This is a genomic window from Streptodolium elevatio, assembly GCF_053592165.1.
This window is the reverse complement of sequence record NZ_JBSFVE010000008.1, coordinates 254,337-280,548: the sequence shown is the minus strand read 5'-3', so window position 1 is coordinate 280,548 and position 26,212 is coordinate 254,337. Positions and strand designations below refer to the sequence as shown.

The following is a 26,212-nucleotide window of genomic DNA, read 5'->3' as shown; positions in this document are numbered from 1 at the left end:
AATTTAAATGCCCCGGGCCCGGGGGCCGCGGGGGGGCGCCCGCCCCCTCACCCCCCCCCCCCCCGCCCCCCGCCGGGGCCCCCGCCCGCCCCCCCCCCCCGACTGCGTCCCGGGGGCCGGGCCGGGCCGTTCCACGGGAGGATCCGCCCGGGCCGAGGGGTGGCCGGCGAGGGTGGCCGGCGAGGGGCCGGTCGGTCACGGCGCGACGGCCGCACCGCCCTCGGCGACCGCGCGTTCGTACGCCTCGCGCAGGCGGTCGGTGGCACGCGGGCGGTCCGGATGCGGACGGGGGATGCCCAGGTGTATCTCCCGGAGTTCGTCCATGAAGTCGGCCCACAGGGCCGGGCCGCCGTCCTCCATGAGCTGTGCGCGGACCCGCAGTTCGGGGGTGGTGTCGCGGTGCCGCAGCCCCCACGAGCCGAGCGCGGCCATGATCGGAACGGTCTCGATGCCGGCCTCGGTGAGGCTGTACGTCGCCCTGCGGCCCCGCCCGGCTTCCTCCTGGGTGAGCAGCCCGCCCGCGACCAGGGCCTTGAGGCGGCTGCTGAGGATGTTCGAGGCGATGCCCTCCTTGGAGTTGGCCAGCAGCTCACGGAAGTGCCGCAGGCCGCCGAACATGATGTCGCGCAGCACGATGAGGCTCCACCGGTCTCCGAGTGCTTCCACCGCCGCGTTGATCGGGCAACCGGAGCGGGGTCCTTCGCGCATGTCGCCTCCATGTGATTGCATTTCGCAATCACCAAGTCTACCGTGAAACCACGAGGTGATTGCAGAGTGCAATCACCGACTGATCGAGAGGCCCCGTCATGTCCCTGGTACGAGTCCACAACTTCGCGGTGTCCCTCGACGGCTTCGGAACGGGCGAAGGCCAGACCGCGGACGAGCCGTTCGGCCACGCGGGCGAACGCCTCCACGAGTGGTACGTCGAGACGCGCACGTTCCGTGAAATGCAGGGCCGGGAAGGCGGCAGCCGAGGCGTGGACGACGCGATGGCCGCTAACTGGGGCTCCGGCATCGGCGCCGAGATCATGGGGCGCAACAAGTTCGGCCCGCAGCGCGGCCCGTGGCAGGACCATGAGTGGAACGGCTGGTGGGGCGGCAACCCGCCCTTCCACACCCCGGTGTTCGTGCTGACGCACCACACGCGCCCGTCCGTCGAGATGGAGGGCGGCACGACGTTCCACTTCGTCGACGCGCCGCCGAAGGAGGTGCTGCGGCAGGCCCGTGAGGCGGCCGGCGGCCTCGACGTGCGCATCGGCGGAGGCGTCACGGTCGTTCGCGACTTCCTCGCCGAGGACCTGGTCGACTTCATGCACATCACCGTCGTCCCGATCGTGCTCGGGCGCGGCGAGCGTCTGTGGGACGGCACCGAGGGGCTGGAGGAGCGCTTCCGGATCGAGTCGGTGAGCACGCCGAGCGGCGTCACCCACGTGACGTTCACCCGGCGCTGACGACGGGCGCGGACGCGGGACCGATGCCGGGCCGACACCGGGCCGACAGCGGTCCCGGCGCGCGGGGTCCGGGGTGTCCGCACGGCGTGCGATGCTGTCCGTGATGGCCAGGAAAGTTGCAGACGACCCGCTCGCGCCGGTGACCCTCGTGGTCGGACCGGAGGAACTGCTCGTGGACCGCGCGGTGTCGACCGTCACGCGCGCGGCCCGGGCGGTGGATCCGGACGCCGACATCCGCGACATCGCCCCGGGCGCCCTCCAGCCCAACATGCTGACGGAGTTGGCCAGCCCCTCGCTGTTCGGCGAGCGCAAGGTCATCGTCGTGCGGGCCGCCCAGGACCTCGGGGCGGACCTGGTCAACGAGGTCAAGGCGTATCTGGGCGCACCCGCCGAAGAAGTGGTGCTGGTGCTGACCCACCTCGGCGGGCCGAAGGGCAAGGCGCTGCTGGACGCGGCGCGCAAGGCGGGGGTGCGCGAGATCGCGTGCCCCAAGGTCTCCAAGGCGACCGAGCGCCTGGCCCTGGTGAAGACGGAGTTCCGTACCGCGGGGCGGTCCGTGACCGAGGACGCGGCCCGCGCCCTGGTCGAGGCGGTCGGCAACGACCTGCGCGAACTGGCCGCCGCGTGCAGCCAGTTGGCGGCCGACACCGAGGGCGTGGTCGACGAGGAGATCGTCGCGCGCTACTACACGGGACGCGCGGAGGCGTCGAGCTTCGACGTCGCCGACAAGGCCGTGGAGGGGCGCACCGCCGAGGCGTTGGAACAACTGCGGTGGGCGCTGTCGGTGGGCGTGGCTCCGGTGCTGGTCACCAGTGCACTCGCGCAGGGCGTACGCCACATCGCCCGGCTGGGCGGCGCACCGCGCGGGGCCCGGCCGGGCGACCTCGCCCGCGAACTCGGCATGCCGCCGTGGAAGATCGACCGGGTACGCCAGCAGATGCGCGGCTGGACACCCGACGGGATAGTGCTCGCCTTGCAGGCGGTGGCCGAGGCCGACGCCGCGGTCAAGGGCGGCGGTTCGGACCCGGCGTACGCGCTGGAGAAGGCGGTCGTGACCGTGGCACGCGTCCGGGAGACCTGAGCGCGGATCGAGGTAGATCCCGCGGCAGTCCCAGCGGCCGACCCGGTACGCGCGACCCCGGCACGCACGCGGCCCCGGGCAGGACACGTCCGCTCCACGGACCCACGCGGCCGTGCCCACATGGCCGTGCCCACACGGCCGTGGCCACGAGCGCGTGCACGTGAGCGCGTTCCTCGGGGAGCAGTTGAGGGACCGTGCCAGGAAACGGCGGAGGCGCCGTCCCCGAGGGGACGGCGCCTCCGCTTCACCACTGAACCGGGCGTACCGCCGGCCGGGTGCCTCAGCCCTGGAGCGAGGCGACCCGCTTGGCCAGCGCCGACTTCTTGTTGGCGGCCTGGTTCTTGTGGATGATGCCCTTGGTCACGGCCTTGTCGAGCTTGCGGCCGGCTTCGCGGCTCAGCTCGGTGGCCTTCGCGGCGTCGCCGGCCTCAACGGCCTCGCGCGCCTTGCGGACCGCGGTCTTGAGCGACGACTTGACCGCCTTGTTGCGCTGGCGGGCCTTCTCGTTCGTCTTGATCCGCTTGATCTGGGACTTGATGTTAGCCACGTTTTAAAGCCTCGTCGTTTGGACGCGATTTGTTCCCGTAGGGGAGAGGGCCCTCGTGGAACGTTGACTTGCGTGGCTGAGACAAGTGGCACACGCAGTTGGACAGGTTACCAGGGCCGATCGGGCGATCCCAAACCGAGGTCGGCGGGCGCTCCCCGGCACCTCCGGCCGCCTCCGCCTGCCCGCGGGCCGCCGGTCACACCACCCGGGCGAAGTGCGTGACCTCGGGGAACGGGTCGTAGAAGTGGTGGAGCAGCTCGCGCCAGCGCACGTACTCCGGCGAGCCCCGGAAGCCCTCGGTGTGGTCTTCCAGCGTGTCCCAGCGCACGAGCAGCAGGAACCGCGACGGGTGCTCGACGCAGCGTTCGAGGCGGAGGTCGACGAAGCCCTTCTGGCCCTCGATCAGCGGGCGGGCCTCCGCGAAGGCGGCCAGAAAGGCGTCCTCCTGTCCGGGCCGGACGTCGAGGAGGGCGTGCTCAAGGATCGCGGCGGTGGTCATGACCGGTCATCTTCGCGGGCCTGCCGGAGCCAGGCGAGGGATTTCGCGGCGCGGGCGGCCTCGTACGCGCGCAGCCCCGGCGCGTAGGCAGGTGCCGGCAGTCGGGCCGCGTCCGCCCAGTGCCCGGCGGCGCCGGCGAGGAAGGCGTGCAGGACCGGCGCGGGCGGGGCGTACCGCTCGGTGAACCACGGGGGCAGGTCGTGGACGGCCGGGTCGCGCAGGCAGAAGAGCAGGGGGTCCACCCATGCGGCCCCGGCCGAGGGACGCGTCCAGTCCACGGCCACCGCCTCAGCGCCCCGGCCGTTGCCGCGGCCCCCGTGCCCGTCGGCCGTCCCACGTGTCGGCCAACCTGTCGGCCCACCAGGGGCCCTGCCAGGTATCCCACCGGTCGTCCCGCGCGGTGGGCCGACCTCGGGGGCGGGTTTGACCAGCACGTTCCCCGGGTGCAGGTCGGTGTGCACAGGCAGGTCGCCGTGCGAGGCGGCGGTCCAGCCGGTCTCCAACGCGACCAGCTCGCCCAGGTGGGCGCGAACCCAGGGGTCGAGGTACGCGGGCGGCTCCTCCGCGATCCGCCGCCACCCCGCCGCCAGGTGCCCGAGTGACACCGCGACCGGCGGAACCCGGGAGCGGGCGGCCTCCGGGTACGGCGCCGCGCTCAGCCGGTCGAAAAGCGTCAGGCACGCTGCCAGGTCCACCGGGTCCGACAGGTCGGCGTCATGGCCCGCGATGTCCTCGAAGGCCAGGACGTACCAGCCGGCCGCGTCCAGCTCACCCCACAGCGCCGGCGCCGGGAACGGCTCGGCGCGCAGCTCGCGGGACGGCCCGGGAGTCGAGGCGCCGCCCGTCCCGGTGACACGGGGTGGCCACCACTCGCGTGCCTTGCGGCCGAACCAGCCCTCGACCTCGTACTGGGCGATGATCGGGTGCCGCTCGGGGCAGCCCTTCACGAACACCGCCCGGCCGTCGGACAGCGTGAGCCGGGCGGCCAGGCCGCCGCTGAATCCGCCAGGTTGGGTGGCCGCCGACGTCGGCGCGGCACCGAAGCGCAGGGTCAGGGCGGCGTGGAGGTCGGCCGGGAGAGACCAGTAGTCCACGCGCATGGGACGATGATGGGGTATGCCCGCGTCACGTGTGCGACGGCCCGGCCTTCCGCAAGTCGACGGCGCGGCCGTTTCGTCCCGGTAGTTCCTGCAATAACCGGCAGTACCCGCACCACCGGTACCGCCCGCACCACCCCCGCACGACCCCGAAGTCCCTGCCCACCGAGCCCGAGAACCTGGAAGCCTGCGTGCCCGCGACCCCCGTGAACGTGCCGGAGCCCAGCCGTACCGACCCGGCGCTGATCCGCAATTTCTGCATCATCGCCCACATCGACCACGGCAAGTCCACGCTCGCCGACCGGATGCTCCAGATCACCGGTGTGGTCGACGCGCGGCAGATGCGCGCGCAGTACCTCGACCGGATGGACATCGAGCGCGAGCGCGGCATCACCATCAAGTCGCAGGCGGTGCGCCTCCCGTGGACCGCCGAAGACGGGCGCGTGCACATCCTGAACATGATCGACACCCCGGGCCACGTGGACTTCACGTATGAGGTCTCGCGCTCCCTCGCCGCGTGCGAAGGCGCGATCCTGCTGGTCGACGCCGCCCAGGGCATCGAGGCGCAGACCCTCGCCAACCTCTACCTGGCGCTGGAGAACGACCTCCAGATCATCCCGGTGCTCAACAAGATCGACCTGCCCGCCGCGCAGCCGGAGAAGTATGCCGAGGAACTGGCGCACATCATCGGCTGCGAGCCCGACGACGTGCTGCGGGTGAGCGGCAAGACCGGCGAGGGCGTCTCCGAGCTGCTGAACGAGTGCGTACGCCTGGTCCCGCCGCCGGTCGGCGTCAAGGACGCCCCGGCCCGCGCGATGATCTTCGACTCGGTCTACGACTCCTACCGCGGCGTCGTGACCTACGTCCGTGTCATCGACGGCCAGCTCACCAAGCGCGAGCGCATCCAGATGATGTCCACCGGCGCGACCCACGAGCTGCTGGAGATCGGCGTCATCTCGCCGGAGCCGAAGGCCGCGGACGGCCTGGGCGTCGGCGAGGTGGGCTACATCATCACGGGTGTGAAGGACGTCCGGCAGTCCCGCGTCGGTGACACCATCACCTCGCAGCACAAGGGCGCGACCGAGGCGCTGGGCGGCTACAAGGACCCGCGTCCGATGGTGTTCTCGGGCCTGTATCCGCTGGACGGCTCGGACTACCCCGAGCTGCGCGACGCGCTGGAGAAGCTCCAGCTCAACGACGCCGCGCTGGTCTGGGAGCCGGAGACCTCGGCGGCGCTCGGCTTCGGCTTCCGCTGCGGCTTCCTGGGGCTGCTGCACCTGGAGATCATCCGCGAGCGCCTGGAGCGGGAGTTCGGGCTCGACCTGATCTCGACCGCGCCGAGCGTGGTGTACCGCGTGGTCATGGAGGACGGCACCGAACACACGGTGACGAACCCGAGCGAGTTCCCGGGCGGCAAGATCGCCGAGGTGCACGAGCCGGTCGTACGCTCGACGATCCTCGCGCCGAGCGAGTACGTCGGCGCGATCATGGAGCTGTGCCAGTCCCGGCGCGGCAGCCTGCTCGGCATGGACTACCTGTCCGAGGACCGCGTCGAGCTGCGCTACACGCTGCCGCTCGCGGAGATCGTGTTCGACTTCTTCGACCAGCTCAAGTCGAAGACGCGCGGCTACGCGTCGCTCGACTACGAGCCCACCGGCGAGCAGATGTCGGAGCTGGTCAAGGTCGACATCCTGCTGCAGGGCGAGGCGGTCGACGCGTTCAGCGCGATCGTGCACAAGGACAAGGCGTACAACTACGGCGTCGAAATGACCAAGAAGCTGCGCGAGTTGATCCCGCGTCAGCAGTTCGAGGTGCCGATCCAGGCGGCGGTCGGCGCGCGCGTGATCGCGCGCGAGAACATCCGCGCGATCCGCAAGGACGTGCTTGCCAAGTGCTACGGCGGCGACATCTCCCGTAAGCGCAAGCTGCTCGAGAAGCAGAAGGAAGGCAAGAAGCGCATGAAGATGGTCGGCCGCGTCGAGGTGCCGCAGGAGGCGTTCATCGCCGCCCTGTCCACCGAGTCGGACGGCGCCGACAAGAAGAAGTAGCGCGGCGGCGGCCCGTCGGCCGACCCTGCTGTGCGTGGCATGTGGAAGGGCGGTCCCCGGCTTCCCGGGACCGCCCTTCCACATGTGCGTGGAGCCTCGGCCGGGGACGGGGCGGGCTGCCGTAACCGGCCATGGGCCCGCCGGGAGGGACGTCCCGACCGCGCATGAGGATAGCCAGCACGAGTCCGAATTACTCCTATTCATTGCCTATAGGGAGTATTTGGATTGCTGATGGTCGGCCGCTTCCGACCCCCGCCGGCACCGGCCGAACCGGCCGGTGAGGCGCCCCGGGGGCGGCGTCGTTTTGGGTCCGGACGCCCGGTCGTGGAGACTGGAGCGATGCCCTCCGCACTCCCCGACGGCCTGCCCGCGCCCCTCGACGGCTCCCTGCCCGCCTCCGCCCTGGCCGGGACCGACGACCTGCCGCGCCCGTTCGGGTTCTACGTGCACGTCCCCTACTGCGCGTCCCGGTGCGGCTACTGCGACTTCAACACCTACACCGCCGCCGAGCTGGGCGGGGGCGCCTCCCAGGCCGGGTACGCCGATGACGCGATCGCCGAGATCCGCCTCGCCCGCCGCGTCCTCGGCGACGCGGACCGCCCCGTCGAGACGGTCTTCTTCGGCGGCGGCACCCCCACCCTGCTGCCGGCCGCCGACCTGGCGCGCATCCTGGGCGCGATCCGCGACGAATTCGGCCTCGCCGACGAGGCCGAGGTGACCACCGAGGCCAACCCGGAGTCGGTCGGCCCCGCCTACCTCGACGAGCTGCGTGAAGCGGGCTTCACCCGGCTCTCCTTCGGTATGCAGAGCGCCCGCGCGCACGTGCTCCAGGTCCTCGACCGCCACCACACGCCCGGCCGCGCGCAGGAGTGCGTCGCCGAGGCCCGCGCCGCGGGATTCGAGCACGTCAACCTCGACCTGATCTACGGGACGCCGGGGGAGACCGACGAGGACTGGCAGGCGTCCCTCGACGCGGTGCTCGCGGCCGGGCCCGACCACGTGTCGGCGTACGCCCTGATCATCGAGGACGGCACGCGCATCGCCGGCCGCATCCGGCGCGGCGAACTGCCGCTGCCCGACGACGACGTGCTCGCCGACCGCTACCTGATGGCCGAGGAGACCCTCACCGCGGGCGGCTTCGGCTGGTACGAGGTCAGCAACTGGGCGACCTCCGGCGCCGCGCGCTGCCGCCACAACGAGCTGTACTGGACCGGCGCGGACTGGTGGGGCGCGGGTCCGGGCGCGCACAGCCACATCGGCGGCGTGCGGTGGTGGAACGCGAAGCACCCCAAGGCGTACGCCGAGCGCGTCGCCGCCGGCGAGTCACCGGCCCAGGGCCGCGAACTGCTCACCGACGAGGACCGCCGCGTCGAGCGCATCCTGCTCGAACTCCGCCTCAAGGACGGCTGCCCGCTGTCCCTGCTGCACGAACAGGGCATGGCCGCCGCCGAACAGGCGGTGACCGAAGGCCTGTTGGACCCGGCCAGGTTCGCCGACCGGCACGCCGTGCTCACCCTGAAGGGCAGGCTCCTCGCGGACGCCGTCGTCCGCGACCTCGTCGACTGAAGCCTCATCACCTGAGGCTCATCAGCTGAGGCTCATCGGCTGAGGTCCGGTTGACCGAGGCCTCGCCGACCGAGGCCTCAGGTCGCGAGGTCGATCACCGGCCGTACCACCGCGTCCGCGACATGGTCACCCCATGCTCCCGCCGACGGCGTGAGCCGGTACGCGCTCGCCAGCGGCAGCCACGCCAGGAACGCGCCGTAGCCCCCGCACGTCGCCTCCCCGCCGTCACCGCCCACCAACACGCCGGGCTCCGAGGTGAGTTCGCAGTCGTACGGATCGCGCGCGATGGCGAGCCCGAAGCGGTTCACCTCGTGCTGCGGGCCGTCCGGAGCGCTGAACGGGTCCGCGACATCCGGGTAGGAGTCGCCCCACCGGAACAGAGTGCCCGTACCGGCACCGCACGCGTATTCCCACTCGTCCGGGGTGATCGCCCGCGCGCCGAACGCGGCCAGCGCCGCGGACACGTGTCTGCCGAGTGCCTTGGCGCCGTCGCCGCCCTCGGCCGCGTCACCGTCGTCGTCGAAGGCGTCGTCAAAGTCGTCGCCCTCGTCGCCGATCAACTCGTCGACGGGAACGGCCTCCACCGCGACCAGCATGCCCGGCACGCGCACCTCACGTGGCGCGCTCAGACGCCCCGGCGCGGACTCTCCGAGGCCACGCAGGTATTCGCGCACGTCGGCGGGGTACCCGTACTCGTCGGCGCCTTCCGCATGTGCGGCGGCCTGCGCAGGGGTCGGGATGAACTCCTCGACATCGAAGCCGAGTTGCACAGAGCCCGCGGGAACCAGCGCGTACCGTCGACCGGCCTGCACGAAGAACGCCCGTCGCCAGGAGCAGCCTTCCACAACGGGACCGTCCTGGAACCCGTCGAATGCCATGCCCGGTACGTGCGCGGCCGCCGCGCGTGCGGCGGCCTCCGCCGTCGAGGCGTCGGCCGCGGCCCACTTCCGCGCGTCCCCGACCACCGACATGCGTACTCCCGTCCGAATCCTGCGCCGCGGTCCCCGCCTCGTGGGGGCGTGCGGCGCAACGTACTGCACGTAGTGCAACGCCACGTACTACGCAGCCACGTACCAAGCCACCACGTACTACAGCGCGACGTCCATGATCAGGTCCGCCAACTGCTCGTCGATGCGGTTCAGCTCACCCGCATACCGCCGCAGGTCCGCCCCGGTCTTCTTGGCGTCGGACTCACCCTGCTCCTTGGTCTTGAGCGCTTCGCCGACCTCGTCGCGGATGCTCTTGATCTCCGCGTCCAGGCCCTGCGCGATGGCGTCGCGCATGGTGCGGAGCTGCTTGGTGATCTCGTCCCCGAGGTTCTGCACGTCCGCGTCGGAGCGCCCGCGCAGTTCCTCCACCAGTTGCTCGGCGACCTGCTCCTTCATGCGCTGGTTCGCCTTGTTGAGCTGGAGCGCGCCGCGGAACAGGTTGCCGCCCAGCAGCATCGCGAAGATCGCGACCGGGCCGAGGCCCACGAACACCGCGATCGCCCCCACCGCGATCTGCGGCAGCAGCGTGGTCAGCATCGTGCGCAGGCTGAACCGGCCGCCGCTCAGCGCGGTACGCGGGTCCAGCACGAAGGACACCGCGTCCGCGAGCAGGCGTTCCAGCGGCGCCTGGGTCTTGTCCGGGACCTTCAGCACCTGCGTCTCGGCGTCGTCGCGGGTCAGCGACGCGCGGATCTCGTCGATGCGCGTCACGAACTGCTTCACGTCGTCGTCGATGGACCGCTCCAGGTCCTCGACCCGCCGTGCCAGCAGCGGCTTGAGCTCCTTCTCCTGCCATTCGGCGAAGGCCACCTGGATGCGCCCCGAGAGGTGGTCGGAGATCTCCCGGACCGCCGCCTCCATCTTCTCGCGCGCCTTGAACGGGTTGGCGCCGAGCGTGTTGCTGGGGTCGTAGTCGCGCGCCCAACCGGGTACCTGGCCGATCACCCGGTTCATGAACCGGCGCCCGGCGTCCTCGACTTCGCCGCGCGTCTCGCGCAGGTGGCCTTCCATCTGCGCGACGATGACGCGGCGGTTCTGCTCCAGGCGGGTCAGCGGCACCTGCACGCGCTCGTACGTGGCCCGCAGGTCGTCCACGCTCTGCGTGAGCAGCGCCTCCTTGCGGTCGATCTGCTCGCGCGCTTCGATCAGCAGGTACTTCAGCTCGCGCGCCGGCGAGAGGATCTTCGCCCGGCCGCGCTCACGTGTCAGGAACTCCTCGAGCGCCCGCTCCAGTTCCACCATGCCGGACTCGCCGACCAGGGCCGGGTCCTCCTTGCGGCGGCCGTTCAGCGCGGCCCGCGCGTTGACGAAGAACACCCGGTCGGGACGGGAGACGTACGGGCCGAGGCGCTTGCGGATCTCGCGCTTGACGTCCTCGCGCTCCTCCTCCTCGACCAGGTTGATCTTGTTGCCGACGTAGAAGACGTCCTCGTGACCGCGCGCCTTGACGTGCACGTCGAGGAAGAGCTGCTCGCTGCGCGACATCGCGGCCTGGCAGTCGACCACGAACACCAGCACGTCGGCCTGTTCGAGGTAGGCCAGCGTCACCCGCTCGCGCTCCGGCGCCTCGTTGAGGCCCGGCGAGTCCACGACCACCACGCCGTTGCGGCACAGTTCGAGCGGCCATCGCACGACCGCGCGCTGGTACGGGTTGGGCGTGTTGTCGTCGTCCGCCCCGATCGTGACGTAGTCGACGATCTCCTCGACCCCGACCGGGATCGGGTCGCCCGCGGTGCCGTCCGCCTCCAGCGGGTAGATCAGCGCCGAACGCTGGTCCGCCCACATGACCTCGTTGATGATCGCGGTGCACGGCCGCGCGAACGACGGCAGGACCTTGTCGCCCAGCATCGCGTTGATGACCGTGCTCTTGCCGCGCTTGAACTCGCCGACGATCATCACCTTGAACGCCTCGGACGCGGCCCGGGTGCGCACCGACGCCAGCTTCTTGACGCCGCTGCCGATCGACAGGCCGGAGATGATCGGCGTCAGCCGGTCGATGAGCTCGACCAGGGTCTCCTGGCGGGCACGCCACGCGCTGTACCCGCCCGCTCCTCCCTGGGCCCGGTGCTGCTCCACTGTTCTCCCTCCCTACGGCGCGTCGGCCCGCCCCGCCCGACGGCCGTGCCGAACCACGGATCATACGTTCATCGGTCTGCCACCGGTCTGCGGCCCGTCACGCGCCGGCACTCCCACCGTCGATCAAGGCGTCGACACCGGTGATCAATTCCTGGGTTCGGGTGAACAGTTCCTGCCAGTCCGGTCCGCCGGTGCCCTGCGTGCTCAGGGCGGCGAGCCGGTCGGTACGCCACGCCTTCTGCCCGCGCACGGCCTCGTCCATGACGCCGCCGTACAGCGTGTGCAGCCGGTCCGACACCTGCTGCGAGAAGCCGGACAGCAGTTCCTCGATCGCGGGCTCCAGGCCCTTCGCGGCCTGGGCGCGCTGCCCCTCGGTCAGCGAACCGGACTTCACCTCGCCGAGCACCATGCCGCCCACCGACGCCGCCATGCCCGCGCCCATCGGAATGGCCGCGAGGCCGCCGGTCAACGGGATGATGAGCATGCCCAGCACCGCGACCCCGCTGGGTCCGATGCGCCAGGCCAGCTTGCGGCTCTTGAGGTCCTTCAGGCCCAGTTCCTCGGCCTCGTTCAGCTCGAACTCGGTCGACAACTGCTCGGCCTTGTCGACCTTGTGCGTGGTGCCCGCACCGAAGTGCCGCTTCATCTGGGCGTCGAGCCACTGGAGGTCGGACTGCACGCTGGAGTGCAGCTGCCCCTCGTACTTCTTGGCCAGCGCGGTGAGTTCGCGGCGCAGGCGGAACGGCAGGTCGCGCTCCCACCACGTCTTCGGGTCGGGCGTACGCTCCATCTCGTACCGCAACGTGCCCAGCAGGTCGTCGCGGGACTGGTTCAGGTGTTCGCGGAACTTCTCGGCAGTCTCCCCGCGCCGACGCTGCAACTCGACGCGGACCTTGCCCCACTCGGCGGTCATGTTGTCGATCTCGACCTCGGCGGCCTCCGCGGCGCGCCGCCGGTCCTCCACGCTCAGCGCGCTGTTCGCCACGCCCTGCCGGGCCAGCTCGGTCATCTCCTCCAGCAGACCCAGGAGTTGGCCGGCGGTCTGACGGGCCCGCATGGCGCGGCGACCGCCCGATCCGGCGTAGTCCGCCAGGCGTCCGCGGACCCCCGCCAGCGGGGCGGCGTCCTCCCGGTGCGGCCCGGCGAGCACTTCGAGCACCGGGGCGATGCGGCGCACCCGTCCGCCGAGGTAGTCGACGATGTCCTCGCGCTCGTCGTCGTCGACCGTGTCGAGCTTGGAGACGACCACCGTGATGCGCGGGACATGGCGGGCGATCACCTCTTCCTCCAGGAACGACGTCTCCGAGATGCCGAGCGGCTGGCTCGCGGACACGACCATGAACACCGCGTCGCTCGCCGCGACGGTGCGCCGTACGAGGTCCTGCGCCCGGTCGTCGTCCACGCCGTCGCCGTGTCCGGCGTTGACGCCGGGCGTGTCCACGATCTCGACGTCGAGCCGGGCCAGTTCGGGGTCCTCGACGAGCACGCGGATGCCGACCAGCGCGTCGCCGCCGTCGGCGGAGGCGGCCTCGTCGACGCCGTCCCAGGACGACGCCACCGCGGGCCGGACCTCCGACCGTCCGTCGGCGTACTGCAGTTCGATGCGCGCCTCCGGGCCCGGCGCGATCACCACCGGTACGCGGGTGTGCCGGCCCTCGGGGACCACCTTCGCCCCGAGGAGCCGGTTCACCAGCGTCGACTTGCCGCGGCCGAACTCGCCCACCACCGCGATCCGGAAGCCGGGCCGGCGCATGCGCGCCCGCAGGCGGTCGACCTCGGTGCAGATCTGCTCCAGGCCGAACCGCTCGGCCAACTCCCGGGCCCGGGTGATCGGGTCGCTGAGTGCGGCGCCCGCCGACTTGACCAGGCTGGGGCCGGAGCCCTCGGTACGCCCGGCCGCGGCGGTGCCCGCATCCGGCCGTGCGACGGCCCGCTGGGGAGGAACGCCCGCCGAGGACGAACCGGTTCCGCGCGCCGGGGCCCCCGCACCCCGCGCCACGCCACCGGCCGGGGCCGTCTTCGGAGCAGCCGGGGGCTGCGCCGCGGTCCTCGGCGGGCCGGGTAGACCGGCGACGCCGGCCTCGGCCGAACCGCCCGACGCCGAGCGCGAGCGGGCCTCACGGCCGGCCGACGCCTGGCCGGAGGCGGCCGGCGACACCTGGAGCCACGCCCGGGTGCTCGGCACGAGCACGTGGTAGACGGGGTACGCGGCGCGCGGCAGCACCTGCGCGTAGGCGCGGGTGAGCAGCTTCAGGTCGCGCTCGCCCGGCTCCGACACGAAGCGGGTCAGCGTCTGGAAGAAGCGGGCCCGGGCGGCGAGCGCCTCGGCCTGCATGGACAGGTTCCAACCGCCTTCGCTCCCGGCGGACTTGGCCTTCGCCAGCATCTCGGCGGCCTCGGCGTTGTCGGCCAGGGTGATGTGCTGGAGCACCTTCTGCGAAGGCCACTCCCACTGCACGGCGCCCCACGCGGGGGCGACGGTGATGACGGGTGCCTGCGGCTCGCGGCGGCCGACGGCGACGAGCGCGGTCAGCGTCCAGGAGCCGTCCACGCGCTCGGCGACGGGCGGCAGGGCGAGCGAACCGCCCTTGAGCCAGCCCTTGAGCTCGGCGCTGCGGTGGATGCCGCCGAGGAGGGCGGCGACGCCGCTCTGGCGGCGGGTCTGCGGGGCCTGCGCGACGCGGGCGTTGACGGCCTCACGGTCGATGGTCACGGAGGATTCCTCTCAGGGAAGTCTGGTGGTATGAGGGCAGGTTGAGCCGATGGAGCACGCCGGGTGGGGGCCGGGGCCGCACCGCATGTCAGAGGTGCGGGCCCCGGCGTACCGCCAGTGCGACGGCCGCAAACGTTTGCCGGTTCTCGTCGTTCGGTGCCGAGCCGCCGGGCCTGGCGGCCCTCCCGAGCAAGGCGCAGGGCCGAAGCTCGTACCGGGCCGTACTCGCGAGGTCCTGCAACGCCGCGAGGCGCGGTGTCCGGGTGGCGAGAACCGGTGAAGGTTCGCAGTCACCGCACTAGCTGCGTCACACCGGCTGGTGCGCGATGACCGCCTGGTTGCCGCCGTCGTACCACGCGTTCGTGAAGTCCTCCAGGGCGATGGCCTGGGTCTGGCCCTCGGGCCAGGACGGGTCGTTGACGATGACGTAGACGGAGCCGTCGGGCTGCACGTCCATGCCGGTGACCCACACCGACCCCATGACCGACGGGTTCTGCTCGATGGGCTCGCCGGTGACGACGTCGCGCATCGGGATGCCGGTCTCGTTGAGGTCCACGACCGCCATGACCGGGTCGCCGGTCTCCAGCGCGTCGATGAGGGTGTTGACGTCGGCGTCGTACACCGTCTCGGTCTCGATGCCGTGCAGCTCCAGGAGGCTGCCGACGTCGGTGTTCGTCATGCCCAGCTCGGAGTCGAAGAAGCCGGCGTTCTCGGCCTGCTGGACCAGCGCGGCCTCGTTGTACGGCTCGCCGGTCAGCTTCTCGATGATCGCGCCCTCGGTCGCGAGCGGCGCGTTGACCGGGTTCTCCACCTCGTGGAAGTACGCGGCGTCGGCCAGCGGGTCGCCCGCGCCGTCGAAGTCCGCGACGCTCCAGTCCGGCGTGTAGTGCGCGATCTCCATCGGGCCGTAGGACTCGTAGGGCGGCACGACGTCGGCGTCGTAGCCCTCGTAGTAGACGACCTCTTCCTGGACCACGGTGGTCTCGGTGTACTCGACGTTCGTCGAGTGGTCCTCGACGGTGGTCGAGTTGTCCACGTAGGTCGTGGAGTTGTCGACGTACGTGTCGCCCTCGTCGACCACGTACACGTCGGCGCTCTGGTCGCCCTCGACGTACACATCGCCTTCGACCGTGACGTTGACCTCGACGAAGATGTCGTTGTACGGGTCGTAGCCGTAGTCACCCCAGCACGGGTCGTAGACCACGTCGTAGTCGCCGCCGTACGGGGCGCCCTCGGCGTACGGGTCGTAACCCGGCTCGGCGTACGGGTCGTAGCCCTCGTCGTAGCCCGGGTACTCGTAGGGGTTCTCGTACGGGTACTCGGTGGGGACGTACGCGTCGGGGTCGTAGTCCGCGTAGTCGCTGGGGATGTCGGTCGGCAGCGGGTCGCTCGGCGCCTCGCTGTTGTCGTCCTCGACCGGGACGTCCGCGACGTCGCTCGGGCCCTCGTACGGGTAGCCGTGCTCGGCGTAGTAGTGGTCGTAGTTCGGGTCCGACGGGTCCAGGCCCACGTTCGGGTCGTTCGGGTCGACGGTGCCCTCGGCGTACGGGTCCTCGGCCCCGGCGTCGGCGTACGGGTCCTCGGTGCCCGCGTCCGCGTACGGGTCGCTGCCGTCGGTCGGGTCGACCGGCGTCGACGGGTCGACGTAGTCGTCGGGAACCGGAACGTCGCCGCCCTGGGGGACCTCCAGCGGGTCCACGTAGCCCTCGGGCACCGGCACGTCGCCGCCCTGCGGGACCTCCAGCGGGTCGGTGTACTCCGGGATCTCGGGCGCCGGCGCGACGTCCGTCAGCGGGTCGGTGCCGGTCTCCTCGGTCACCGCGTCCAGGGTCTGGCCGTCGGTGCCCTCGGTCTCCCACAGCAGGTCGCTGCCCGCGGTGTCCTCCGCGAGGGTCGTGTCGTACGCCGTGTCGTCGAGGTCGGCCGGAGCCTCGTACAGGTCCTCGCCGTAGTTCTCGGTCATATTCGGGTTCCCCCCCGAGTTGAGAGGCGTTCGCGTTGGGAGTTGACCGTCGCGCGTCGCCGTTCCGTCTGCCTGCTCGCGTCCTGCAGCAGGGTCTTGCGCGCCGCGAGGATGGCCTCGCGCCGGTGGTGCTCGGTGACCATCTCGGCCACCGTCCGCTCGTACGTGGCCCGGTACTGCTCCACGTGGTCCCGAACGGTCCCCGCGTAGTGGTCGGTCGCCGCCTCGATGGCCTCGTCGATCTGGACCGCGAGGCCGGTGGCGACCGTCTGGAGTGTCTGATGCATTTCGGCCCGTGCGTGGTTCCGCAGCGCCGGCATGTCCGTGGTCGCCATCGAGTCGGCGATCCGGGCCGCGAAACCACCCAGCCCACCGCGCGGTTGGAGCCCCGGGGGCGGCGGTACGGAGGGAAGTGCTTGGGGTGGATTTACAGGGTGTCTGTCCGGAATCGACGCCCCGTATTGCCCGGAATGCCGAGGCGCCGGAGGGGGCATGTTGGGCGGCACGGTGCCGCGCAGGGGGCCGCTCGGCGGGGGCATCGAGGCGAACCACTGGTCGACCCCGGACCCGATGGGACCTGATCTTGTTGCCTGTTGGCGAACCGCCCGTAGCTGTTGTGTGACACCCGAGACGTTGGACTCGTACGCCAGCAGCGCGTTGTTGGCGAGCTGCGTGCCGCTCACGACGGTGACGTCGGGCCGGACGACGCGGACGGCCGCCTGGTCGAGCTTGGCGTACTCGGCCTCGAACGCCGCCTCCACGGCGGCCTCCGCCTCGCGCGCGCCCGCCGCCAGGGCGGCGGTCACCGCCCCCTGCACGACGTCGCCGATACGCGGCAGATCGCGGCGGATCAGGTCGGGTACGTCGGTCCGGATGACCCGGCGCATGTCGTCGGGTGTCGCCGCCGCGTCGATCGCCGCGTCTATGGAGCGCCGCGTGTACTGCTGCCATTGCGCGGCCATGGCCCCGACGGCACGGCGGGCGTTCTCGGCGCCGGACTCGACCAGCAGGTCCGCGCGTACCGTGTGGCGCTGCGCGAAGGCCGCGAGGTCGGGGATGCGGGCCTGGCCGAGCTCTTCCTCCTCCTGGGCCAACCGCCCCTGCGCCTGCGCCAGTTCCGTGCCCAGGTCGCCGAGTACGTCCTCGAGGAGGCGGAGCAGGTGGTCGGACACGGCGATGATGCGCTGGCGCTGCATCTGGTCGCGCAGCGCGGCGAGGGTGCCGGGGAAGACGTCGGCCCAGTACTCCTGTTCCGGCCCGAGCAGCGGCCGGCCCGTCGCGCGCCGCAGGACGGCGTCGGCGGCGACGCCCTCCACCACGACGTCGTCCAGGTCCAGGAGTCGCGCGAACCGGCGCCGGACGTGGTTGAGCAGGTCGTCGTGCTCGTCGTCCTCGACGTGGTCCATCTTCGTCACGAGGAAGATGCAGCGGCGCAGGAGCCCGGGGTCGAGCGCGTCGGTGAGGAAGCCGGCCAGCGACGACGAGGCGGGGGAGGCCGACGGCGTGAGGACGGCCGCGAGGTCCGCCTCGGAGCGCATCACCTCGCTGGTGATGTCGGTGTGGCCCACTTCGGCGTTGGTGCCAGGCGTGTCGATGATGACGAGGCCGTCCCGGAGCGGCGTCGCGGGGTGGCGTACCTCCAGGTACTCCAGGTGCGGTGCGATGCGCTCGTCGGCGGTCAGCAGCGAAAGGATGCCGGCCGTGTCGCTCGGGACGCGCAGGTACGGCGCGAGGTGCAGCAGCATGCGCCCGAGCGGGCTCTCGGCGCCTTCGCTGCGCCCGTGCGGGTACATGTAGCGGATGCCGTCGTTGCGGAACCTGACCTGGAGCGCGAACTCCGGCCCGTGCGTGATGCGGGTCGCGGCGGCGGTGGTGCGCAGGGCGGAGGTGGGCAGGAGGTCCCGGCCGAGCAGCGCGTTGATGAACGTGCTCTTGCCGGCCGAGAATTCGCCGATGACCGCGAGGTAGTACCGGTCGTCGCGCAGCCGGTCCTCGACCGCCCGGATGCGCGCGTCCAGGTCGCCGAGCCGCTCGCGGTCGGCGACGGTGCGGCGTATCAGGCCCTTGGCGAATTCGAGGTGGTCGGACACCTCGGTCAGGGCTTCGATCGTGTCGCGGCGTTGTTCGCTCGCGACTTCGGACCGGTTCACGCCCGGCCCATGAGTCATACCCACGTGCATGGCTCCCCCCAGAGTGTGGCCAGTCTGGCGGGGCCGGTCAGCCGCGTCAACGTGCGCCCCGGCAGTGCCGGGACGGAAGGGGAACGACACGGTCCGCGGGTGGCGCCGGGCTAATGAGTTGGACAAGAAGGCGTGTTCACGAGAACCTGACGCCTTGTCAGGCCCAATCGGTTCGGTCCTCTCCGGAGTCCGCGGAGGCAGAATTCCCGAAGGAAGCTTTCTGCATGGGTTTCTTTGGCAAGCGTTTCGCCGTTTTCGCCGTCGTCCCACTGGTCGCGTTGGGAACAGCGTGCGGCTCGGACGACGACAAGGGCGACAAGGCGGGTAATACGGCGCAGTCGCCGACTGCCGGTTCGTCGTCCGGCGCGTCGGACACCAAGCGCCTCACGGCGGAGCAGTTGAAGGCCGCGCTCTTGACGTCCGCGGAGCTGCCCGGCTACAAGGTCGCCGCCGGCTCGCCGGAGGACGACGGCACCGGGGTGGAGACCTCGGACAAGCCGGAGTGCCAGCCGCTGCTCCAGTTGATTGCCGCGGACAAGGACCACATGCCGAACGAGAGCGCCTCGGCCGCGGCCGCCAAGGCCGACAACAGCAGCAAGACGACGTACTGGCTGGCGCTGGGCCAGTTCGACGGCGACAAGGCCGAGAAATTGGCCTCCGAGGTGCATGACTCCTTGGCCAAGTGCACGTCCCAGTTCGTCGGCACGGACGAGGAAGGCACCAAGACCGAGTACACGATCCAGGACAGCAAGAAGCTCGGCTACGGCGACGATTCGCTGACCATCACGTACGGCATGGACGGCGAGCCCTGGACCCTGTCGTTCGTGCGCAGCGGCCCGGTGATCGTCCAGGGCATGGCGTTGAGCTTCGACCTGGAGGACCCCGCGGCCACCAACCCGGTCATGCCCGACGAGATGCTGCGTGCGCAGTACGACAAGCTCGTGAAGGCCCAGAAGGGCTGACCGACACGCTGACGCGGCACCACTGACGCCCAGGACGGGGCGGCCCAACCGGGTCGCCCCGTCCTGTTGTTCGGGCCCGAGGCAATTCCCGCACAACAAGATCGTCCGTCCCGCTACGATCCCCTGTCTGAGCCCCGACAGCTCTTTATGCCCGCATCCTTCTGGATGCGGGCTGCTTTCGGCTGTTCGCGTCCCCCTGTCGGGCAGCCTTCATCATGAGCAAAGGACTTCGATGCGTTCCGCACGCACACGCACACGCATTGCCGCAGGGCCTTGACCCCGTTGCTGATATTCACCGCAGCCTGCGAATTCGGTTCGGACGGCGACAAGAAGGCCGACAAGGTCGACAAGGTCGACAACAAAGGCGGCGAGAGCGCGCCGACATCGATCGCGCCGCCCCCTTCATCCGTCGCACCGGGGTCGAGCGCGGATACCCGCGTTCCGACATCGGCCGGGCCGGTCGCTGGAAAAGCCCTCACCTCCGCGCAGTTGAAGGCGGCCCTTGTCACCCAGAATGAACTGGGTACGGGCTGGACGGTCACGCCGGGCGACGGAGCGGCCTACGGCAGCAGCCCGATGAAGGCAGTTGAGGTTGCCTGCCAGCCGTTGCTGGACGTCATGACGGGAGCCGGGCCGAAAGCCGCCGCGAACGCCGGGGAGACCTTGGCCACGGCGGCCGACAAGGGCACGACGACCCGGCTCGACCTCGTGCGCTACGACGGCGACGCGTTCGCCAAGACCCTGGACGCGGCCGTGCTGATCGCCTCGAAGCACGACTGCCTGGAGGTCGTCGCGACCAACGTCAAGGGCGAGAGGACCGCTTACCGCTTCGATGTCGGCGACCACCAGCCGCAGTTCGGCGACGGCGCGCTGTGGCTCGACGTCATGTGGGGCGACGAGAAGACGATGGCCGACCCGGACGCGCCCACGATGACCTCCCGCCTGCAGTTCGTGCGGGTGGGCTCGGTCCTCGTGCGGTTCGACAGCCGTCCGGAGAACACCAGCTTCGGCGCCGAGTACATTCCCGACGCCCAGGTGAAGACGCAGGCGGACAAGGTGGCCGCCGCGCTGAAGCGCTGACCCCGGCCGCCGGGTCCAGCGGGGGACTCCGGTGCCGCATAGGGTGGCCGTTCACGGCGTCCCCACCGTTCAGCCCGAGGAAGTCCATGCGTGTGTCTTTCCGCCGCATTGCCGGTGTCGCCGCCGTACCCCTGTTCCTGTCGGCCGCGACTGCGTGCGGAGGCGGCGGCGACGGCGGCCGGAAGGCGCCCGACGCGCTGAGCGGCGACGAACTCCGGGCCGTGCTGCTCGCCCAGCAGGAGCTGCCGCCGGGCTGGGAACTCACCGGCGGCGGGGCGCCGGTCGGGGACGACGAGATCGCCGAGGCGGACCGTTCGGCATGCCAGCCCGTGATGGACCTGGTCTCCGGCCGGTCCGCCGACATCGCCCCGACCGGGCAGGCCGACGCCGGCCTCCTGGGCCCCGACGGGCTGGGCGGCGCCGCACACATAGGCGTCAACCAGTACAAGGAAGGCCAGGCCGCGCAGCTCCTCGACGCCGCGCGCGCGGCTCTGCCGACCTGTGCCGGCTTCGGCGTCCGGCAGGCCGGCGGCGACGGCATCGCCCCGGCCGCGACCGCCGTCGGCGAGTCCCCGTGGCTCGGCGACGGGACGCTGTTCTTCCGGCTCACGATGACGACGGACGCGGGCGCGCTGAGCATCCCGTACACCGTCGTCCGCAAGGGCTCCGCGCTGGTCCTCACCTCGACGCTGAACGACCCCGGGGCCGGCGCCGACGCGGTGCCCGAGGTACTGCTGCGCGCCCAGGTGGACAAGCTCGCCAAGGCCCAGCTCGCGAAGACCGGGGCGAAGGCGCAGTAGCGGGCCGGTCGCCGGGCACCCGTTGCGGCGGTCCGGGCCATCTTTCTTGCGGTGGATCTTGCTTCGGGGCCCGGACGGGGTATGCGATGGGCGAGTCGAGGCGATCCCTCGCAGACGTACCGCTCCGGTCCGGGCCGGGCCGCACGAGCCGTCACCCGCGGCTGGTCGGACCATACTGGACATAGTGGGTCAAGCGACCACCGTCGCCGCGCCCGCGCGCGGCCGTCGTGCGGTTTCTCCTCACCGAGCGACACGATCAAACGAGACCCGGCGGCCCACCGGCCGATCCACCGGTCACGTCCGGCCCCACGAGGAGGCGGCGATGTTCGAGGAAGCGCAATACCTGGCCCCGGTCACCCGGAAGGCCGACGGCAGCATCGAGGTCGAGCTGTCCCGCAGCCACCCAGGCTTCGCCGACCAGGTGTACCGCGAACGGCGCAACCGCATCGCGGAACTTGCCCTGCGCCACACTCCCGGCGAGCCGATCCCCGAGGTCGACTACACGCCGGAGGAGCACGACGTCTGGCGGATCGTGTCCGCCGAGCTGGCCGTCGCCCACCAGGAGCTGGCGGTCGCCGAGTACCTGCACGGCTGCCGGCGCCTCGATCTCCCCAAGGACCGTATCCCGCAGCTCCAGGAGGTCAGCGAGCTGCTGGAGCCGTTGACCGGGTTCCGCTACCTGCCCGCCGCGGGCCTCGTCGAGCTCCGCGAGTTCTACGGCACGCTCGCCGACTCGTACTTCCACTCGACGCAGTACATCCGGCACCACAGCGTGCCGCTGTACACCCCGGAGCCGGACGTCGTCCACGAGGTCATCGGCCACGCCAACGCCCTCGCGAGCGACCGGTTCGCCGCGCTGTACCGGCTGGCCGGCGAGGCGGCGCGGCGCGTCGAGAGCCGCGAGGCCCTGGAGTTCGTCTCCAAGGTCTTCTGGTTCACCCTCGAGTTCGGCGTGATGGCGGAGAACGGCGAGCTGAAGGCGTACGGCGCGGGCATCCTGTCCTCCTACGGCGAGATCCGCGAGTTCCGCGGCATGGACATCCGCGCGCTCGACCTGGCCGCCATGGGCACCACGGCGTACGACATCACGCACTACCAGGACGTGTTGTTCCGGGCCGAGTCCATGGACCACCTCGAGGACGTCGTCGGTGCCTTCTGGGCGACCTGCGACGACGAGTCGATCGCGCGTCTGTCCGTGGCGGTGTCCTGACCCGCGTATGACGCAGCCCTGGGTGCGTCAGGCCAGAAGAGTCTCCGCTCTGGCCTTTGCGCGCCTGCCTCGGTAGCCTGAGTTTACGTAAAACTGTTTTACGTAAACTCGATCTACCTCAGGGGGTCGCGGTGGCCGTGCCGTCCTTCGTCGGGCGCCGCAGCGAGCTCGCGCTGCTGGGCAAACGCCTCGCCCGCGTCACCGACTCGGGTGCGGGCGCCGCCCTCGCGATCCGCGGGCGCCGGCAGGTCGGCAAGTCCCGGCTGGTCCAGGAGTTCTGCGACCGGGCGGCGGTGCCGTACGTCTTCTACACCGCCACCAAGGGCGCCTCGCCGGTCGAGGCGGTCGGCGATTTCCTGCGCACCCTCGCGGACTCCTCCCTCCCGGTCGACGCCGAGGTCGTCCCGGACAACAGCGCGGGCAGTTGGCCGGACGCCTTCCGTACGCTCGCCTCCGTGCTGCCGGACCGCCCGGCGGTCGTCGTGCTCGACGAGATGCCCTGGCTCGCCGAGCAGGACGACGTCTTCGACGGGGCCCTGCAGACGGCCTGGGACCGGCTGCTCGCCAAGCGGCCGGTCCTGCTCCTGCTGCTCGGCAGCGATCTGCACATGATGGAACGCCTCACCGCGTACGACCGGCCCTTCTACGGCCGCGCCGACAACCTCGACCTCGGGCCGCTCAACCCCGCCGAGACGGGTGAGGCGCTCGGCCTCGCGGCGCCGGACGCGATCGACGCACACCTGGTGTCGGGCGGACTGCCGGGCATCCTCCGGGCGTGGCAACACGCCACTCCCGCCCTGGACTTCCTGCGCGTCGAGTGCGAGGACCCGGCGTCCCCCGTGTTCGGGGTCCCCGAGACCTCCCTCATGGCGGAGTTCCCGGTGCCCGACCGCATGCGCCGTGTGCTCGAAGCGGTCGGCGGCGGCGACCGCACACACGCGAACATCGCGGCGACTGCGGGCAGTCGCGAGGGTGCCTTGCCATCAGGGGCCCTGTCGCCGATCCTGCGGCGACTCGTCGACGAGAAGCATGTGCTCGCCCAGGACGAGCCGCTGTCCGCCCAGCCGGGCAAGCCGGCGCTCTACCGCATCGCCGACAACAGCCTGCGCCTCTATCTCGCGATACTGCGGTCCGCGCACGAGCAGGCACGCAGGGGACGACCGGGCGCCGCGTACGCCGTCATCGAGCGGCGCTGGGCCTCGTGGCGCGGCCGCGCGGTCGAGCCGCTGGTCCGCGAATCCCTCGAACTCGCCGCTCTCGCAGGTCGGTTGCCGTGGGACGACGTGCAGCATGTCGGGGGCTGGTGGAACCGCCGGTTCGACCCGGAGGTCGACCTGGTCGCCGCCGACCGCGCGCCGGTGGCGACCCGCATCCCCTTCGTCGGCTCCGTCAAGTGGCTGGGCACGCCGTTCGACGCCCGCGACCTGGCCGCGCTCGCCGCGGCCGCGCCCGAGGTCCCCGGATTCCGGGCCGGCGCCACCGCGTTGGTGGCGGCGACCCTCTCCGGCACGACCCCGGGCGCGGACATGTCCGCCCTCGCCCTCATGTGGGGCCCGGAAGACGTCGTGGGCGCATGGGAGTAGACCGTCGGGCCCGGCGGCTCACTCGTACGTCGCCGCCGCCTCGCGCAGCGTGCGGATCACGGTCTCCGGGTCGTACGCGGCGGGTGCCCCAGGCGTGTAGGTGACGGCCCGCAGCCCGCCGGTATACCGGAACGCACCGTGCCGTTCGTGGACCGGCCACGAGACCGGCGACTTGCGGTCCACCCCTACGCTGATGCCCTGCAGCGGCGCCATGCCGATCAGCAAGTGCACGCCCTCCAGCCACGCGGTGTCCTCGCCGTCGACCGACACCGTGAAGTCCCAGCGGAAGCGCGGGCGGGTGTGGGCGCGCAGCAGGACCGTGTGCGGCCCGGGCGGGAGCGGCCCGGCGTCCACCTCGTGCAGCACGCCGTACTCGTTGTACGCGAACCGCAGGTGCCCGTCCTCGACGTACACGCTGTAGCCGCCGCCCTGGTCACCGTGCGACACCAGCACGCCGGCGTCGTCTTCTCCGTGGTGCGCGATCTCGATCGCGGCCTCGAAGTCGCGGAAGGAGACGAGCTTCGCCGAGCGGTAGCGCTCCAGTTCGGGGGTTCCGGCCAGGATGCGGACCGGCCTGCGCAACTCCTCCTCGTCCGGGTTCCGGAACACCAGGGCACCGCTGGCGTCGGCCAGCGGGAACACGCCGTTGCGCCAGGCCGCGGCCTCCCACGCCTCGGACAACTCCTTTACGACGCCCGGGTGTTCGGCGGTGAGGTCGTCGATCTCGGTGGGGTCGGCGACGATGTCGTAGAGCGCCCACTCGCCGTCGTCGTACGGCGCACCGAACTGATGCTGCGTCACCAGCTTGTAGGGGGACCGGTAGTAGCTCCGGTTTCCGGTCATCTCGCTGTACTGCTCCCGGTGGGTGGACTCCTCGGAGGCCGAGGCGAGGACCGGGGTGAAGGAGGCACCGTCCAGCTCCTGCGTCGGCACCCCCGCGTGCTCCTCCGGCCTTTCCACGCCCGCGAGTTCGAGCAAAGTCGGGAGGATGTCGGTGACGTACTGGTACTGCGGGCGCACGCCGCCGTCGTCCTGTTCGGCGCGCGGCAGGCCGGCGGGCCAGGAGAGCACGAACGGCACGCGTACGCCGCCCGCGTACGTCTGACCCTTGTAGAGCCGGAACGGCGTGTTCGACGCCATGCCCCATCCGCGCGGGTAGTGGATCAGGCTGCGCGGACCGCCCACCAGGTCGAGTTCGCGGTCGACGTCGCCGTTCCACTCCTCGGGCAGGCCCGGGTGGTGCACGAACCGCTTGAAGTAGGCGCGCGTGCCCTCCGCTCCGCCTTCGCCGGTGCCGCCGTTGTCGGACGTGAACACGATGATCGTGTTGTCCAGTTCGCCGAGTTCTTCGAGGGTCTGGGTGAGACGGCCGAGGTTCTGGTCGATGTTGTCGACCATCGCCGCGTACACCTCCATGTAGCGCGCGTACAACTCGCGTTCCTCGGCGGGGACTTCGTCCCACGGGCCGACTTCGTGGCCCTTCTCGAAGTTGCGCCGGGGAAGCCTGGTGCCGGGTGGGAACAGGCCGTCGGCGATCTGCCGCGCGAAGCGCTTGTCGCGCAGGGCGTCCCAGCCCTCGTCGTAGCGACCGCGCTGCCGGTCTATGTCGGACGGCTTGGCCTGGAGCGGGCCGTGTACGGCGTTGTGCGCGACGTACAGGAAGAACGGTTTGTCGGCATCGTGGGCGCGCAGCGACTTGATCATCCCGATGGCCTCGTCGGTGATGTCGTCGGTGTAGTAGTAGCCCTCGGGAAGCTCGTCGATATCCAACGGGCTGTTGTCGCGCACCAGTTGATGCGGGTGGAAGAGGCTCGTCAGGCCTTCCAGCACCCCGTAGTAGCGGTCGAAGCCCTTTTGCAGCGGCCAGTTGCGCCGGTCGTCGGCCGCGTTCGACGCCGAGTCGCGGACGAGGTGCCATTTGCCGACCGCGAAGGTCGCGTACCCGGCGCCGTGCAGGATCTGCGGCAGGGTCGGGATGTCGTCGGCGATCTCCATCGCGTACCCGGGGAAGCCGGGGTCGGCGTTCGCCACGAAGGAGTAGCCCACGCGATGCGGGTTGAGCCCGGTCAGCAGGGCCGCGCGGGCGGGGGAGCACAGGGGCATCGTGTGGTAGTTGGTCAGGCGTACGCCGCGCTCCGCGAGCGAGTCGAGCGTCGGCGTCGGGATCTCCGACCCGAAGGGGCCGATGTCGCTGTAGCCCATGTCGTCGATCAGCACGACCACGATGTTGGGCGCGCCAGGCCGGGCCTTGCCACGCGGCTCCCAGGCGGGTTCGGAGTCGGCGAAGGTTCGCCCGGCGCGGCCCGGGAAGCCCGCGTACGGGTCGCGGCGGCGGGGGTTCGGGGCTTCGGCGGCAGAGGACATACG

Annotated in this window: 19 protein-coding genes; 9 read left to right on the top strand and 10 right to left on the bottom strand. The window is 71.2% G+C overall.

The window, feature by feature from the left end:
- Positions 1-195: 195 nt before the first annotated feature.
- Positions 196-708, bottom strand: a complete 513-nt coding sequence (locus tag ACWD12_RS17540; protein WP_450100232.1) for a winged helix-turn-helix transcriptional regulator — start codon at positions 706-708, stop codon at positions 196-198.
- Positions 709-806: 98 nt separating this feature from the next.
- Here ACWD12_RS17540 and ACWD12_RS17535 point away from each other — a divergent pair, with 98 nt between their 5' ends.
- The gene (locus ACWD12_RS17535) at positions 807-1,451 is read left to right on the top strand and encodes a dihydrofolate reductase family protein (protein WP_450100231.1); all 645 of its coding nucleotides are present in this window, start codon (positions 807-809) and stop codon (positions 1,449-1,451) included.
- A gap of 103 nt (positions 1,452-1,554) precedes the next feature.
- Positions 1,555-2,532, top strand: coding sequence for a DNA polymerase III subunit delta (gene holA / locus ACWD12_RS17530; RefSeq protein WP_450100230.1), 978 nt, complete (start codon positions 1,555-1,557; stop codon positions 2,530-2,532).
- Positions 2,533-2,812: 280 nt separating this feature from the next.
- On the opposite strand, the gene rpsT is transcribed toward holA, so the two are convergent.
- The 3 genes from rpsT to ACWD12_RS17515 form a co-directional block, all read right to left on the bottom strand.
- Positions 2,813-3,079, bottom strand: coding sequence for a 30S ribosomal protein S20 (rpsT, locus tag ACWD12_RS17525; protein ID WP_358352967.1), 267 nt, complete (start codon positions 3,077-3,079; stop codon positions 2,813-2,815).
- Positions 3,080-3,275: 196 nt separating this feature from the next.
- Entirely contained in the window at positions 3,276-3,578 is a 303-nt protein-coding gene (locus ACWD12_RS17520) for an antibiotic biosynthesis monooxygenase family protein (RefSeq protein ID WP_450100229.1), read from the bottom strand.
- Positions 3,575-4,678: a hypothetical protein gene (locus ACWD12_RS17515; RefSeq protein WP_450100228.1), complete on the bottom strand. Its 1,104-nt coding sequence runs from the start codon at positions 4,676-4,678 to the stop codon at positions 3,575-3,577. Before ACWD12_RS17515 ends, ACWD12_RS17520 begins: the two co-directional genes overlap by 4 nt.
- A gap of 188 nt (positions 4,679-4,866) precedes the next feature.
- On the opposite strand from ACWD12_RS17515, the gene lepA reads away from it, so the two are divergent.
- Positions 4,867-6,723 (top strand): translation elongation factor 4, encoded by a 1,857-nt coding sequence (lepA, locus tag ACWD12_RS17510; protein ID WP_358352962.1) that lies wholly within the window; start codon positions 4,867-4,869, stop codon positions 6,721-6,723.
- Between the two features lie 339 nt (positions 6,724-7,062).
- Positions 7,063-8,289 carry a radical SAM family heme chaperone HemW gene (gene hemW / locus ACWD12_RS17505; protein ID WP_450100227.1) on the top strand — a complete coding sequence of 409 codons (1,227 nt, stop codon included), beginning with the start codon at positions 7,063-7,065 and terminating at the stop codon, positions 8,287-8,289.
- A 77-nt stretch (positions 8,290-8,366) separates the two neighbouring features.
- Here hemW and ACWD12_RS17500 read toward each other — a convergent pair whose 3' ends face one another.
- The 5 genes from ACWD12_RS17500 to ACWD12_RS17480 all read right to left on the bottom strand — a co-directional run bounded on the left by ACWD12_RS17500 (position 8,367) and on the right by ACWD12_RS17480 (position 18,198).
- On the bottom strand, positions 8,367-9,260 hold the full coding sequence (locus tag ACWD12_RS17500) for a hypothetical protein (protein ID WP_450100226.1): 894 nt from the start codon (positions 9,258-9,260) through the stop codon (positions 8,367-8,369).
- Positions 9,261-9,377: 117 nt separating this feature from the next.
- Positions 9,378-11,354, bottom strand: a complete 1,977-nt coding sequence (locus tag ACWD12_RS17495; protein WP_358352957.1) for a dynamin family protein — start codon at positions 11,352-11,354, stop codon at positions 9,378-9,380.
- A 97-nt stretch (positions 11,355-11,451) separates the two neighbouring features.
- On the bottom strand, positions 11,452-14,067 hold the full coding sequence (locus ACWD12_RS17490; RefSeq protein WP_450100225.1) for a dynamin family protein: 2,616 nt from the start codon (positions 14,065-14,067) through the stop codon (positions 11,452-11,454).
- Between the two features lie 307 nt (positions 14,068-14,374).
- Positions 14,375-16,030 (bottom strand): hypothetical protein, encoded by a 1,656-nt coding sequence (locus tag ACWD12_RS17485; protein ID WP_450100224.1) that lies wholly within the window; start codon positions 16,028-16,030, stop codon positions 14,375-14,377.
- Positions 16,027-18,198: a dynamin family protein gene (locus tag ACWD12_RS17480; protein WP_450100261.1), complete on the bottom strand. Its 2,172-nt coding sequence runs from the start codon at positions 18,196-18,198 to the stop codon at positions 16,027-16,029. The genes ACWD12_RS17485 and ACWD12_RS17480 overlap by 4 nt, the downstream gene beginning before the upstream one ends.
- 236 nt (positions 18,199-18,434) lie before the next feature.
- Between ACWD12_RS17480 and ACWD12_RS17475 the strand changes: the two genes are divergently transcribed.
- The 5 genes from ACWD12_RS17475 to ACWD12_RS17455 all read left to right on the top strand — a co-directional run bounded on the left by ACWD12_RS17475 (position 18,435) and on the right by ACWD12_RS17455 (position 23,845).
- Entirely contained in the window at positions 18,435-19,172 is a 738-nt protein-coding gene (locus tag ACWD12_RS17475) for a hypothetical protein (RefSeq protein WP_450100223.1), read from the top strand.
- Positions 19,173-19,445: 273 nt separating this feature from the next.
- Positions 19,446-20,252, top strand: a complete 807-nt coding sequence (locus ACWD12_RS17470) for a hypothetical protein (RefSeq protein WP_450100222.1) — start codon at positions 19,446-19,448, stop codon at positions 20,250-20,252.
- Between the two features lie 86 nt (positions 20,253-20,338).
- Positions 20,339-21,052: a hypothetical protein gene (locus tag ACWD12_RS17465; RefSeq protein ID WP_450100221.1), complete on the top strand. Its 714-nt coding sequence runs from the start codon at positions 20,339-20,341 to the stop codon at positions 21,050-21,052.
- A gap of 322 nt (positions 21,053-21,374) precedes the next feature.
- Positions 21,375-22,262: a phenylalanine 4-monooxygenase gene (locus ACWD12_RS17460; protein WP_358352944.1), complete on the top strand. Its 888-nt coding sequence runs from the start codon at positions 21,375-21,377 to the stop codon at positions 22,260-22,262.
- A 131-nt stretch (positions 22,263-22,393) separates the two neighbouring features.
- Entirely contained in the window at positions 22,394-23,845 is a 1,452-nt protein-coding gene (locus ACWD12_RS17455) for an AAA family ATPase (RefSeq protein ID WP_450100220.1), read from the top strand.
- An 18-nt stretch (positions 23,846-23,863) separates the two neighbouring features.
- On the opposite strand, the gene ACWD12_RS17450 is transcribed toward ACWD12_RS17455, so the two are convergent.
- Positions 23,864-26,209 carry an arylsulfatase gene (locus ACWD12_RS17450; RefSeq protein ID WP_450100219.1) on the bottom strand — a complete coding sequence of 782 codons (2,346 nt, stop codon included), beginning with the start codon at positions 26,207-26,209 and terminating at the stop codon, positions 23,864-23,866.
- Positions 26,210-26,212: the final 3 nt, after the last annotated feature.